Raw genomic sequence first — 13,682 nt, forward strand, 5'->3', positions numbered from 1 at the left:
GGTCAGTCGGTTTGCCGGGGGGCGGCGGCCTTCCAGCTGCGGCTGATGTGGCCCTGTGCGTCGACGCTTTCCAGATGCACATCGAAGCCCCACAGGCGGGCGACGTGCTTCAGGACCTCTTCGGCATCGTCGTGCAGCGGCAGGTTGTTGCGCTGCGTGTGGCGCAGCGTCAAGGCGCGGTCGCCGCGCATGTTGACGTTCCACACCTGGATGTCGGGCTCCCTGCTGCCGATGTCGTACTGGCGTGACAGCGATTCGCGCAGCGCCTGGTAGCCGCTGTCGTCGTGGATGGCGGACACCTCGAGTTCGGGCTCGCTCTGGTGGTCGCGAATGGAGAAAAGCCTGAAATCGCGCATCGTCTTCGGGCTCAGGAACTGGCCGACAAAGCTCTCGTCCTTGAAGTTGCGCATGGCGTAGTCGAGCGTCTTGACCCAGTCGGTGCCCGCAAAGTCGGGGAACCAGCGGCGGTCTTCCTCGGTGGGCTTTTCGCAGATGCGCCGCAGCTCGGTGAACATCGAGAAGCCCAGCGCGTAGGGGTTGATGCCGCTGTAGGCGCGATGTCCGACGGGCGGCTGGAAGATCACGCCGGTGTGCGAGCTGAGCCATTCCATCATGAAGCCGTCGGCGAGCTGGCCGCGGTCGTACATGGTGTTCAGCAGGGTGTAGTGCCAGAACGTGGCCCACCCCTCGTTCATGACCTGCGTCTGGCGCTGCGGATAGAAATACTGGGCGATCTTGCGCACGATGCGCACCACCTCGCGCTGCCAGGGCTCGAGCAGCGCGGCATTCTTCTCGATGAAGTAGAGCAGGTTCTCCTGCGGTTCCGAGGGGAAGCGGCGGGATGAGTCGGACTCGGTCGTGTGTTCGCTCTTGCGCGGCAGGGTGCGCCAGAGGTCATTGACCTGCTGCTGCATGTGGCGCTCGCGGTCGGCACGCTGCGTACTCTCCTGCGCCAGCGAGCGCTTCTGCGGGCGGCGATAGCGGTCGACGCCGTAGTTCATCAGCGCGTGGCAGGAGTCGAGCAGTTGCTCCACCGCGTCGAGGCCATGGCGTTCCTCGCATTCGGCGATGTAGTGCCGCGCATAGACGAGGTAGTCGATGATCGAGGACGCATCGGTCCACATCCGGAACAGGTAGTTGCCCTTGAAGAAGCTGTTGTGGCCATAGGCCGCATGCGCGATCACCAGGGCCTGCATGGCCATGGTGTTTTCTTCCATCAGGTAGGCAATGCAGGGATCGGAGTTGATGACGATCTCGTAGGCCAGCCCCATGTGGCCGCGGCGGTAGTTCTTTTCCGTGGCGATGAACTGCTTGCCGTACGACCAGTGGCGGTAGATCATGGGCATGCCGACGCTGGCATAGGCATCCATCATCTGCTCGGCGGTGATCACCTCGAGCTGGTTCGGGTACACGTCCAGGCCGAAGCTCTTGGCCGTTTTCGCAATCTCGGCGTGATAGGTCTCGATGAGATCGAAGGTCCAGTCCGACGGACTGGGCAGGCGCTCCAGGCGGTCCGTGCGCTCGGAGGGGGGGGTGGTCGGAGGTCATGCGGGCACTCCCTCCTTCTTGAAGAGGTCGCGGAAGACAGGGTAGATGTCCCGTGCGTCCGACACCTTGCGCATCGCAAAATTGGGCTCGATGCCTTCGAGTTGCGCGTATTCCTGCCACAGGTTCTGCTCGGTCTCGGCCACCTGCACATAAGCGTAGTAGCGCACCACCGGAAGGATGTGGTCGACCAGCAGCTCGCGGCAGCGCCCGCTGTCCTGGTGCCAGTTGTCGCCGTCGCTCGCCTGCGCGCCGTACACGTTCCATTCGCCGCTCGGGTAGCGCGCCTTGATGATTTCATCCATCAGCACCAGCGCGCTCGAAACGACGGTACCGCCCGTTTCGGTGGCATGGAAGAACTCTTCCTCGGTGACTTCCTGCGCCTGCGTGTGGTGGCGCAGGAACACGAGGTCGATGGTTTCGTAGTGGCGCGTGAGGAACATGTAGAGCAGCATGAAGAAGCGCTTGGCCATGTCCTTGCGCGCCTCGTCCATCGATCCCGACACGTCCATGAGGCAGAACATCACGGCCTTGGCACTGGGCACGGGCGTCTTGACGCGGTTGCGGTAGCGCAGGTCGATGGGGTCGATGTAGGGCACATGCCGCATGGTGCGGCGCAGCTCGGCGATCTGCTCCTCGGTTTCGCGGATTTCGTTCTTGATCAGGGCCTGCTCGGCCTGCGGGTGCGCCTTCAGGTGCCGCAGGTGGGCTTCGAGGCGTTTCAGATCCTTGCGCGGCTCGCCGCCAAGCGCGATGCGCCGTGCCAGGGCGCCGCGCATCGAGCGCACCACGTGCAGGTTGTTGGGCGAGCCGTCGCTCGTGAAGCCGGCCCGGTGGCTCTTCCATTCGGGCACCTCGGCGATCTGGGTGCGAATGAGATGCGGCAGCGCAAGATCGTCGAAGAACACGCGCATGAACTCCTCGCGCGTGAGGCGGAAGACGAAGTCGTCCTCGCCCTCGCCGCCATCCCCGGCCTCGCCGCTTCCCGAGCCGCCGCCGGCCTGTCCCTCCGGACGCGCAATGCGGTCGCCCTTCAGGTATTCCTGGTTGCCCGGGTGCACGTATTCACGGTCGCCGCCGCGCGCATGGCCGAAGACGGGCTCGGACACGTCGTGGCGCGGCAGGGTGACATCCTCGCCTTGCTCCAGTTCGCGGATGTTGCGCCCGCTCACAGCGCGCCGCACGGCCTCCTGGATCTGCCCTCGGTAGCGCCTGAGGAAGCGCTCGCGGTTGCCAATGGACTTGTTCTTGCCCGAAAGCCGGCGGTCGATGATCTGCTGCAGGATGGCCACGATGATGTCAAAGCTCCTTGCAAAAAGGGGGCGAAGCCTTGTGTGCCTCGCCGCTGTGAACTGTCGCTATGAACTCTTGCGCACCCGCAGGTACCACTCGCAGAGCAGGCGAACCTGCTTGGCCGTATAGCCTTTCTCGACCATGCGGGTCACGAAGTCCTCGTGCTTCTTCTGCTCGTCGGCACTGCTCTTGGTGTTGAAGCTGATCACCGGCAGGAGTTCCTCGGTGTTGGAGAACATCTTCTTCTCGATCACCGCGCGCAGCTTCTCGTAGCTGGTCCAGGCCGGGTTGCGCCCGGCATTGCCGGCACGCGCGCGCAGCACGAAGTTGACGATCTCGTTGCGGAAGTCCTTCGGATTGCCGATGCCCGCGGGCCGCTCGATCTTCTCGAGTTCGGCGTTGAGCGAGGCGCGGTCGAAGACCTCGCCGGTGTCCACGTCGCGGAACTCCTGGTCCTGGATCCAGTAGTCGGCGTAGGTGACGTAGCGGTCGAAGATGTTCTGTCCGTACTCGCTGTAGCTCTCCAGGTAGGCGGTCTGGATTTCCTTGCCGATGAACTCGGCGTAGCGCGGTGCCAGCAGCTCCTTGATGTAGCTGATGTACTTCTGCTCGGTTTCCGGCGGAAACTGCTCGCGCTCGATCTGCTGCTCGAGCACGTACATCAGGTGCACGGGGTTGGCCGCCACCTCGGAGCTGTCGAAGTTGAACACCTTCGAGATGATCTTGAACGCAAACCGGGTCGAGACCCCGCTCATGCCTTCGTCGACGCCGGCATAGTCGCGGTATTCCTGGATCGACTTGGCCTTGGGGTCGGTGTCCTTGAGGTTCTCGCCGTCGTAGACCTGCATCTTGCTGTAGATGCTGGAGTTCTCGGGCTCCTTCAGCCGCGTGAGCACCGAGAGCTGGGCCATCATGCGCAGCGTTCCCGGGGCGCAGGGCGCCTTGGCGAGCGACGAGTTGCGCACCAGCTTCTCGTAGATCTTGATTTCTTCCGAGGCACGCAGGCAGTAGGGCACCTTGACGATGTAGATCCGGTCGAGGAAAGCTTCGTTGTTCTTGTTGTTGCGGAAGGCCTTCCATTCGCTCTCGTTGCTGTGCGCCAGCACGATGCCGTCGAACGGGATGGCGCCGAAGCCCTCGGTACCCTTGAAGTTGCTTTCCTGCGTGGCCGTGAGCAGCGGGTGCAGCACCTTGATGGGCGCCTTGAACATTTCCACGAACTCCAGCAGGCCCTGGTTGGCCAGGCAGAGGCCGCCCGAGTAGGCGTAGGCGTCGGGGTCGTCCTGGGCGTAGGTCTCGAGCTTGCGGATGTCGATCTTGCCGACCAGCGAGGAAATGTCCTGGTTGTTCTCGTCGCCCGGCTCGGTCTTGGCCACGGCGATCTGCCGCAGCACCGAGGGGTAGCGCTTCACCACCTTGAACTGGCGGATGTCGCCGCCGTACTCTTCGAGCCGCTTGACGGCCCAGGGCGAGAGGATGCGGTTCAGGTAGCGCCGGGGGATGCCGTATTCCTTTTCGAGGATTTCGCCGTCCTCGACGGCATCGAAGAGGCCCAGCGGCGTCTCGTTGACCGGCGAACCCTGGATGGCATAGAAGGGCACGTGCTCCATGAGCTGCTTCAGGCGCTCGGCGATCGAGCTCTTGCCGCCACCGACGGGGCCGAGCAGATAGAGGATCTGTTTCTTTTCCTCGAGGCCCTGGGCGGCATGCCGGAAGTACGACACCACCTGCTCGATGGCGTCCTCCATGCCGTAGAACTCCTTGAACGCCGGGTAGATCTTGATGACCTTGTTCGCGAAGATCCGCGAAAGCCGGGAATCGTTGCGCGTGTCGACCAGCTCGGGTTCGCCGATGGCCTTGAGCATCCGCTCGGACGCGGTGGCATACGCGGTGGGATCGCGTTTGCAGATATCCAGGAAGTCCTGCAGCGAGAGGACTTCCTCGCGGGTGCGCTCGTAACGGGCGGCAAAGTTGCTGATCACATCCATGGTCACGCCTCCATCAGGTCTGCGGGTTTATTGACCCGAAGCCTGCAGCCGCACTGCGTCGCAACTTTTTTAGAGGTGTGCCGCCCATGGCTGCAAGCCATCGAAACTCCCTTAATCTCAATCTGCACAACCAGCATAAAGCAAAGAGTGCACCCGGAAAATTCTTTGTTAAATCAGAACCACAGTGCCGAGTAAAGTTCCTGAGAAAAACCCGCACCATTTGGCAATTCCAGCTAAATTTCAGGGTTCGGCAATCGAACTCAGCGCGACCCCTCCGCCAAGTGAAAATACCTATGGCAATCGGCATATGCAGTCATTGCATCTTTTCCGGCGAAAGCACCTCCCAATGAGCCCCCGGCGGCTCAAAACGGTTACACCATCAATAACGCGCCGGGTCGTGTTTAGGTTTATTGCTCAGTCGAAAAATATATAAAAGCAATCTGCGCGCCATCTTTTGATGAGCGTGTCGCGCATGTGGGCGTGGGAGCGCGCGCCAGAGCTTAGTCAGCGCGGTTCCGGGGAGGGGCCGTCATGGTGCGCGGCACCGAACGAGGTCGGCAGGCACCGTTCGCGTGCGCGGAGCACGGCGCCGCGACGTGCTCCGTGCTTCACGCAGGAGGGCTCTGCCTCAGCTGAAGAATTCCTTGGCCTTGTCGAACCAGCCCTTGTCGGTCGGGCTGTGTTTGTCGCCGCCCTTCTTGAGCGACTCGTCGAGCTCCTTCAGCAGCTTGCGCTGGTGCTCGGTGAGCTTGACCGGGGTTTCCACGCGCACGTGGCAGTACAGATCGCCCGGATAGCTCGAGCGCACGCCCTTGATGCCCTTGCCGCGCAGGCGGAACTGCTTGCCGCTCTGGGTGCCGTCGGGAATGTCGATGGCGGCGGCGCCCTTGAGCGTGGGCACGCTGATCTCGCCGCCCAGCGCCGCAGTGGTCATGCTGACGGGCACCACGCAGTGCAGGTCGTCGCCATCGCGTTCGAACAGTTCGTGCTTCTTGAGGCGGATCTCGATGTAGAGATCGCCGGGTGGCCCGCCATTGGTGCCCGGCTCGCCGTTGCCGGTGCTGCGGATGCGCATGCCGTCGTCGATGCCGGCCGGGATCTTGACTTCGAGCGTCTTGTTGTTCTTGATCTTGCCCTGGCCGTGGCACACGGTGCAGGGCTCGGGAATGATCTTGCCGCTGCCGTGGCAGGTGGGGCAGGTCTGCTGCACGCTGAAGAAGCCCTGGCGCATCTGCACGGCGCCGGCGCCGTGGCAGGTGGTGCAGGTGATGGGCTTGGTGCCGGGCTTGGCGCCGGTGCCCTTGCAGGTGCCGCAGTCGTCCCAGCTCGGAATGCGGATCTGCGCTTCCTTGCCTTCGGCCGCTTCTTCCAGCGTGACTTCCATCGCGTAGCTGAGGTCGCTGCCACGGAACACCTGGCGTCCGCCGCTGGTGCGCCCGCGGGCGCCGCCGAACACGTCGCCGAAGATGTCGCCAAAGGCCTCCGCAAAGCCGCCGAAGCCTTCGGCACCGGGGCCGCCGCGCATGTTGGGGTCGACGCCGGCGTGGCCGTACTGGTCGTAGGCCGCGCGCTTCTGCCCGTCGGACAGCATTTCGTAGGCTTCCTTGACCTCCTTGAACTTGGTCTCGGCGTCCTTGCTGGTGTCGCCGTGGTTGCGGTCCGGGTGGTGCTTCATCGCAAGCTTGCGATAAGCCTTCTTGATTTCCTCCTCGCTCGCGTTCTTGGGAACGCCGAGGGTTTCGTAGTAGTCGCGTTTGGTGGCCATGGCTGATTCGGTCGGGGCAGGCGGGAAGCCGTAACTTGAAGCGAGAAAGGCTGGAGCACCCCGTCAGGTGATCCAGCCTTGTTCGAAGGGCTGAGGATCAGTCCTTCTTGACTTCCTTGACTTCGGCGTCGACCACGTTGTCGTCGGCCGGAGCGCTTGCAGCTTCCGGGCCAGCAGCAGCACCCGGGCCGCCGGCGGCGCCGGCCGCGGCCTGCGCGTCGGCATACATCTTTTCGCCGAGCTTCTGGCTTGCGGTCATCAGCGTGTTGGTCTTTTCCTCGATCGAGGCCTTGTCCTCGCCCTTCAGGGCTTCTTCCAGGTCCTTGATTGCGGCTTCGATCTTTTCCTTCTCGCCGGCGTCCAGGCTTGCACCGTGCTCGCCGAGCGACTTCTTCACGCTGTGCACCATGGCTTCGCCCTGGTTGCGTGCCTGCACGATCTCGAGCTTCTTCTTGTCGTCGGCCGCATTGAGTTCGGCGTCCTTCACCATCTTCTGGATCTCGTCTTCCGAGAGGCCCGAGTTCGCCTTGATGGTGATCTTGTTTTCCTTGCCGGTGCCCTTGTCCTTGGCGCCGACGTGCAGGATGCCGTTGGCGTCGATGTCGAAGCTCACCTCGATCTGCGGCGTGCCGCGCGAGGCCGGCGGAATGCCCTCGAGGTTGAACTCGCCGAGCAGCTTGTTGCCCGAGGCGATCTCGCGCTCGCCCTGGAACACCTTGATGGTCACGGCCGGCTGGTTGTCCTCGGCGGTGGAGAAGGTCTGCGCGAACTTCGTCGGGATCGTGGTGTTCTTCGTGATCATCTTGGTCATCACGCCGCCCATGGTCTCGATGCCCAGCGACAGCGGGGTCACGTCGAGCAGCAGCACGTCCTTGCGGTCGCCCGAGAGCACCTGGCCCTGGATGGCGGCGCCGACGGCCACGGCCTCGTCGGGGTTCACGTCCTTGCGCGGCTCCTTGCCGAAGAAGGCCTTCACCTTTTCCTGCACCTTGGGCATGCGGGTCATGCCGCCGACCAGGATCACGTCGTTGATGTCCGACACGCTGATGCCGGCGTCCTTGATGGCCAGGCGGCAGGGCGCGATGGTGCGCTCGACCAGCTCGTCGACCAGGCTTTCCAGCTTGGCGCGGGTGAGCTTGATGTTCAGGTGCTTCGGACCCGAGGCATCGGCCGTGATGTAGGGCAGGTTGATGTCGGTCTGCGCGCTGTTCGACAGCTCGATCTTGGCCTTTTCCGCCGCTTCCTTCAGGCGCTGGAGTGCGAGCACGTCCTTGCCCAGGTCCACGCCTTGCTCTTTCTTGAACTCGGCAATGATGTAGTCGATGATGCGCTGGTCGAAGTCTTCGCCGCCCAGGAAGGTGTCGCCGTTGGTCGACAGCACTTCGAACTGCTTCTCGCCGTCGACGTCCGCAATCTCGATGATCGACACGTCGAAGGTACCGCCGCCGAGGTCATACACGGCGATCTTGCGGTCGGCCTTGTCCTGTTTGTCGAGGCCGAAGGCCAGGGCCGCAGCGGTGGGCTCGTTGATGATGCGCTTGACGTCCAGGCCCGCGATGCGGCCCGCGTCCTTGGTGGCCTGGCGCTGGGCGTCGTTGAAGTAGGCCGGCACCGTGATCACGGCTTCGGTCACGGGCTCGCCGAGATAGTCTTCGGCGGTCTTCTTCATCTTGCGCAGGATGTCGGCGCTGACCTGCTGGGGCGCGATCTTCTTGCCGCGCACTTCCACCCACGCGTCGCCGTTGTCGGCCTTCGCGATGGTGTAGGGCATGAGGTCGATGTCCTTCTGGACTTCCTTCTCCTCGAACTTGCGGCCGATCAGGCGCTTGATCGCGTACAGCGTGTTCTTGGGGTTGGTGACGGCCTGGCGCTTGGCCGAGGCACCGACGAGCACTTCGCCGTCTTCCTGGTAAGCCACGATCGACGGCGTGGTGCGCGCACCCTCCGAGTTCTCGATCACACGCGTGGTGTTGCCTTCCATGATCGACACGCACGAGTTGGTGGTGCCGAGGTCGATGCCGATGATCTTTGCCATGTTCTTACTCCTGAAAGCCTGAAAAATATGTTGTTATGAACTTGTGGATAACCCGGCGCGATTCAAGGTATGAAGCGGGGATTTCCTGTGGGAATCGTGTGTGCCGCGACGATTACTTCGGGGCGCTGACCGTGACCAGCGCCGGGCGCAGCACGCGGTCGTTGATGGTGTAGCCCTTCTGGAGCACGCTCACCACGGTGTTGGGTTCCTGCTCGGGAGCGGGCACCACCGAGATGGCCTGGTGCTGGTGCGGGTCGAACCTGGCGCCGGGGGCCGGGGCCACCTCGATCACCTTGTTGCGCTCGAGCGCGCTCTTCAGTTGGCGCAGCGTGGCTTCGGCGCCTTCGCGGATCTGTTCGGGCGTGGCATCCTTGATGGCCAGGCCGGCTTCGAGGCTGTCGGTCACCGGCAGCAGGCTCTCGGCAAAGGCTTCGACCGCGAACTTGCGCGCCTTGGTGATTTCGTCGTCGGCGCGGCGGCGGGCGTTCTGGACGTCGGCCTGGGCGCGCAGGTACTGGTCGGACAGCTCGGCGTTCCTGGCCTGCAGGGCAGCGAGTTCGCCCTGGGCCGTGGCCAGCGCCTCGGCTTCGTTGGCAGCCTGTGCGGCTTCCAGTTCTTCGGGGCTTGGCTCGCCTTGCAGCATTTGCGAATTCTGTGCGGATTGTTGCGGGTCAGACATTTTTCAAAGAACCGGCGCGAGGCCGGGAAACAAGCGATAGCCAGCCACTTGGGGCTGGTCGGGGGCATTTCAAGCGAAAAAATGCGGCCCAAAGGGCCGCAACGGGAACAAAAGCGCCGACGGGAGGGCGCAGCGACACGAAGTGCGCGCAGCCGGGGGGCGAGCCTTAATGCGCGTCGAGCAGCTCGACGTCGAACTTCAGGGTGGCGTTCGGCGGGATCACGCCGCCCGCGCCGCGTGCGCCATAGCCCAGCGAAGCGGGAATGATCAGCGTGCGCTTGCCGCCGATCTTCATGCCGGCAACGCCTTCATCCCAGCCCTTGATGACCTGGCCTGCGCCCAGCGAGAACGCGAACGGGTCGTTGCGGTCGCGGCTCGAGTCGAACTTGGCGCCTTGCACGCCGTCGTTGTAGAGCCAGCCGGTGTAGTGCACGTGCACGTGCTGGCCGGCCTTGGCTTCTGCGCCGTCGCCCACGGTGGTGTCTTCGTATTGCAGGCCGGAGGGAGTGGTAGGCATGTCGAACGCTCCTTGCGTCAATGAAATGGAGGATGGATGGATAAACGGACCGAAGGCGCGGAGTTTACCGACGCCCCGGAGGAGGCCGGCCGGCCTGCTCAATTGCCGGTGTCAAGAGGCGGGACGGGGGAAGACGGCGACGATGCGGCAGGCGGGGGAGAGGGCGGTGCGCCAGGGGAAGAGGAAGAAGAAGGCGCCGATGGCGAAGACGATGAAGGCGCAGCGGGCGCGGGCGCCGCGGCCTTCTTGACCTGGCCCAGCTGCCATTTGCCCGCGAAGGCCTGCAGATCCGAGAGCCGCTTGAGGAGGTCCTGCCCGCTCGCAGTGAGGCTGTAGCCGTCGCCGCCATGGCTCACGAGGCCGGCTTCGCGCAGCTCCTTGATGCGGGTATTGAGCGTGTTGGGGGTGATGCTGCCGACGCTGTCCTGCAGCAGCCGGAACGTCTGGGCATGGCCGTCGCGCAGCGCCCAGAGCACGCGAAGCGCGTAGCGGGCCTCGAGCAGCGCAAGCAGCTGGCTGACGGCTGCGTTTTCCTTGGTACTCATCGACATCATCTCCTCGGGGCTGGGCGGGCCATCGATCCTGGGCAGGGCCGGTGCCTCGCGTTCTTTTCTTGTTGGCTCGCTATAGGGACCGCGCGTTGGCCGGCGACTATAGCGCAAGGATCACGATGCTACTAGTTTTATAGCTACGGTTGCATGCTGCATGCGGGCCGTGAGACAAAGCTTCACAAATTTGCGAAATTGGCCATGGCTTCGCCTAGCCGGACCGCGCGGGTGGGCGCCCAGTCGGGGTTGAAGGCCAGCGGGGGCGACGGGAACAGCATGACGACGGTGGAGCCGAGCAGGAAGCGGCCCATCTCGTCGCCCTGCCCGAGCACGATCTGCTGATCGGCGTAGTGCCATTCGCGCAGCTCGCCGCCGCGCGGCGGATTGACCACGCCGTGCCACACGGTGGCCATGCTGCCGACGATGGTGGCACCCACCAGCACCAGCACGAAGGGCCCGCGCGCCGATTCGAAGACGCACACCACGCGCTCGTTGCGCGCGAACAGGCCGGGCACGCCGCGCGCCGTGACCGGGTTGACCGAAAACAGGTCGCCGGGCACGTGGATCATGCGCAGAAGGCGCCCCTCGCAGGGCATGTGGATGCGGTGGTAGTCCTTCGGGCTCAGGTACAGCGTGGCGAAGCTGCCGTGCGCGAAGCGCGCCGCGAGCACCGCGTCGCCGCCGACCAGCGCGGTGGTGGTGTAGTTGTGGCCCTTGGCCTGGAAGATCTGGTCGCCCTCGATGGCGCCGAACTGGCTGATGGCGCCGTCCACCGGACACACGAGATCGGCCTGCGCGAGAGGCCGCACGCCGGGCTTGAGCGCGCGCGTGAAGAACTGGTTGAAGCTCTTGTAGTAGTTGATGTCGGATTCGAGCGCCTCGCCCATGTCGACGCCGTACTTGGCAACGAAGCGCCGGATGATCCATGTGGTGACGGCGCCGCGTTCCTTGCCCGCGACCCAGCCGGCGAAGTTCGTCAGGGCCTGCTTGGGAAACAGGTATTGGGGCAGTACGGCAGAGCGGTCGGACACGTGTGGGAGGCCTGGAATGCCTGGAGTGCGAATCGGAGGGGCATTCTATAAAGCGCCCGGGGCCCCGAACGTAGGAGGCTTCCCTTGTATCCGGCACTCCATTTTTCGTATCCGGGACGCGCCTTGCGGGCGCCCCGGCCGGCGTCAGTCGGCCTTGATGCCCGCTGCCTTGATCACCTGCGCCCACTTTTCGACCTCGGCCTTCTGGAAGGCCGCGATCTTTGCCGTGCTGAGGTCGGCGGGTTCCATGCCGAAGCCCTTGAGTTTTTCCTGCATCTCGGGCGTTGCAAGGATCTTGCGGATCTCGGTGTGCAGCCGCTCGACGATGGGCGCCGGGGTGCCCGCGGGCACGAAGATCGCCTGCCACGACAGCACCTCGAAGTCCTGCAGGCCCGCGATGCCGGACTCCGCAACCGTCGGCACGTCGGGCATCGAAGCCAGGCGCTTGGCCGAGGTCACGGCAATGGCGCGCAGCTTGCCGCTCTGGACGTGCGGGCCCGCCACCACGGTGGTGTCGAACATCATGTCGACCTGGCCGCCGATCACGTCCTGGATCGCCGGGCCGCTGCCCTTGTACGGAATGTGCGTGAACTTCACGCCCGACTTGAACGCCAGCAGTTCGAGCGACAGATGCTGCGAGGTGCCCGTGCCGGCCGACGCCGACGACAGCCCGCCCGACTTGGTCTTGCTGGCTTCCAGCACGTCTTTCAGCGTCTTGTAGGGGCTGGCCTGGTTCACCACCAGTACCAGCGGGTTGGTGCCGATCAGCGTCACCGGGGCAAACGACTTCTGCGGGTCGTAGCCGAGCTTCGGGTACAGGCTCACGTTGATGGCGTGCGAGCTGATCGTGCCGCCCACCATCGTGAAGCCGTCGGGCGCCGCGCGCGAGCCGATCTCCGAGCCCACGCTGCCGCCGGCGCCGCCCTTGTTGTCGATGATCACGCTCGTGCCCAGCACCGTGCCGAGCTTCTGGCCGATCAGGCGGGCCAGCACGTCGGTCGTGCCGCCCGCGGGAAAGGGCACGAGGTAGGTGATGGCCTTGCCCGTGGGCCAGTTGCCGGGGCCCTGCGCGAACGCGGGCAGGCCCGCGGCGAGCGAAGAGGCGAGGGCGGTGCGAATCAGTGTGCGGCGTTGCATTGCGAAGTCTCCTTTGATGATGTTGATGGCCGTCGTCGCGTCACGGTGCGTCGACGATTTCGATCCAGTTCGGGTTCTTGCCGGCGGTGATGCGCGAAGGCTTGCCGAGCGCACCGGTCGCGGAATCGATGGCGTACAGCGAAATGCCGTGCGATTCCTGCCCGGCGGCAATCAGGTAGCGGCCGCTCGGATCGATCGCGAAACCGCGCGGCCCTTTCTCGGTCGGCGTCTGGCCCAGCGGCTGCAGCTGGCCGCTCGCCGCGTCCACCTTGAACGCCGAGAGCGTGCTCGAGGTGCGCTCCGAGGCGTACAGGAAGCGCCCGTCCGGCGTCAGGTGCAGGTCGGCTGCCCAGGGCTTGCCCGCGAAGCCCGGCGGCAGCGTGGTGGTGCTCTGTTCCAGCTTGAGCGTGCCGCGCGCGGCGTCCCACGCATACACGTGCAGGGCTGCGTCGAGCTCGTCCAGCAGGTAGACGTGGCGCTGCGCCTTGTCCCAGACGAAGTGGCGCGGCCCCGATTTGGCGGTGCCCATGGTCAGCGGCGGATCGTTGGGCGACAGCAGCCCTTTGTCCGCATCGAAGCGCCAGCTCGACACGTTGTCGCCGCCCAGGCTGGTGGCAAGCACGAAGCGGTTGCCGGCATCTGCGTGGACCGCATGCGCATTCGGCCCGGTCTGGACCAACTGCTGGATCGGGCCCACAGCGCCGTCCTTGCCGATGGCGTTGACCGAGATCTTGCCGCCCTGGTAGGAGGCCGCGAAGAGCCACTTGCCGCTCGCGTCGAGGTCGATGTTGGCCATGCTGTCGGCCAGCGGCGCCTCGCCGAGCTTCTGCAGCTTGCCGGTGGCCGCGTCGATCGACAGCGAGACCACGCGGAACGGCTGCGAGCGCAGCGCGGCGTAGAGCACGCGCTTGTCGTGGCTCACGGCCATCGGCATGGCCGTGCCGCCGACGTTGAGCGTCTGCACCGGCTTGAGCACGCCCTCTGCGCGGTCCAGCTCGAGCACCGAGATCTCCTGGCTGTCGGCGTTGGACACGTAGACCCAGGTGGCGGCCGAGGCGTGGCCTGCAGCTGCGCACAGCAGTGCGATGCCGAAGCGGACCGCCCGGGACGCGCAAGGGAGTGTTTCTTTTTTCATGAGGGCGTT

The 13,682-nt window shown here is 64.6% G+C and carries 11 protein-coding genes; all 11 read right to left on the reverse strand.

Going from position 1 to position 13,682, the window contains the following annotated elements:
* Window positions 1-2 precede the first annotated feature (2 nt).
* Window positions 3-1,508, reverse strand: coding sequence for a SpoVR family protein (locus tag VAPA_RS08860; protein ID WP_041946055.1), 1,506 nt, complete (start codon window positions 1,506-1,508; stop codon window positions 3-5).
* A gap of 36 nt (window positions 1,509-1,544) precedes the next feature.
* The gene (locus tag VAPA_RS08865; protein ID WP_021006432.1) at window positions 1,545-2,837 is read right to left on the reverse strand and encodes a YeaH/YhbH family protein; all 1,293 of its coding nucleotides are present in this window, start codon (window positions 2,835-2,837) and stop codon (window positions 1,545-1,547) included.
* A 66-nt stretch (window positions 2,838-2,903) separates the two neighbouring features.
* Window positions 2,904-4,826, reverse strand: a complete 1,923-nt coding sequence (locus VAPA_RS08870; RefSeq protein WP_021006433.1) for a PrkA family serine protein kinase — start codon at window positions 4,824-4,826, stop codon at window positions 2,904-2,906.
* A gap of 628 nt (window positions 4,827-5,454) precedes the next feature.
* Window positions 5,455-6,591, reverse strand: coding sequence for a molecular chaperone DnaJ (gene dnaJ, locus VAPA_RS08875; protein WP_021006435.1), 1,137 nt, complete (start codon window positions 6,589-6,591; stop codon window positions 5,455-5,457).
* Between the two features lie 97 nt (window positions 6,592-6,688).
* Complete coding sequence (gene dnaK, locus VAPA_RS08880; RefSeq protein ID WP_021006436.1) at window positions 6,689-8,626, reverse strand: molecular chaperone DnaK; 1,938 nt, start codon at window positions 8,624-8,626, stop codon at window positions 6,689-6,691.
* A gap of 112 nt (window positions 8,627-8,738) precedes the next feature.
* Window positions 8,739-9,305: a nucleotide exchange factor GrpE gene (grpE, locus tag VAPA_RS08885; protein WP_080666793.1), complete on the reverse strand. Its 567-nt coding sequence runs from the start codon at window positions 9,303-9,305 to the stop codon at window positions 8,739-8,741.
* A gap of 166 nt (window positions 9,306-9,471) precedes the next feature.
* On the reverse strand, window positions 9,472-9,822 hold the full coding sequence (locus VAPA_RS08890; protein ID WP_012746856.1) for an FKBP-type peptidyl-prolyl cis-trans isomerase: 351 nt from the start codon (window positions 9,820-9,822) through the stop codon (window positions 9,472-9,474).
* A 98-nt stretch (window positions 9,823-9,920) separates the two neighbouring features.
* Window positions 9,921-10,367, reverse strand: coding sequence for a winged helix-turn-helix transcriptional regulator (locus tag VAPA_RS08895; RefSeq protein WP_021006438.1), 447 nt, complete (start codon window positions 10,365-10,367; stop codon window positions 9,921-9,923).
* A 182-nt stretch (window positions 10,368-10,549) separates the two neighbouring features.
* Window positions 10,550-11,401, reverse strand: coding sequence for an archaetidylserine decarboxylase (gene asd, locus VAPA_RS08900; protein ID WP_021006439.1), 852 nt, complete (start codon window positions 11,399-11,401; stop codon window positions 10,550-10,552).
* A 144-nt stretch (window positions 11,402-11,545) separates the two neighbouring features.
* The gene (locus VAPA_RS08905) at window positions 11,546-12,538 is read right to left on the reverse strand and encodes a Bug family tripartite tricarboxylate transporter substrate binding protein (RefSeq protein WP_021006440.1); all 993 of its coding nucleotides are present in this window, start codon (window positions 12,536-12,538) and stop codon (window positions 11,546-11,548) included.
* A 40-nt stretch (window positions 12,539-12,578) separates the two neighbouring features.
* Window positions 12,579-13,673, reverse strand: coding sequence for a lactonase family protein (locus VAPA_RS08910; protein ID WP_021006441.1), 1,095 nt, complete (start codon window positions 13,671-13,673; stop codon window positions 12,579-12,581).
* Between the last annotated feature and the right edge of the window lie 9 nt (window positions 13,674-13,682).

Source organism: Variovorax paradoxus B4 (assembly GCF_000463015.1).
GTDB classification, from domain to species: domain Bacteria; phylum Pseudomonadota; class Gammaproteobacteria; order Burkholderiales; family Burkholderiaceae_C; genus Variovorax; species Variovorax paradoxus_E.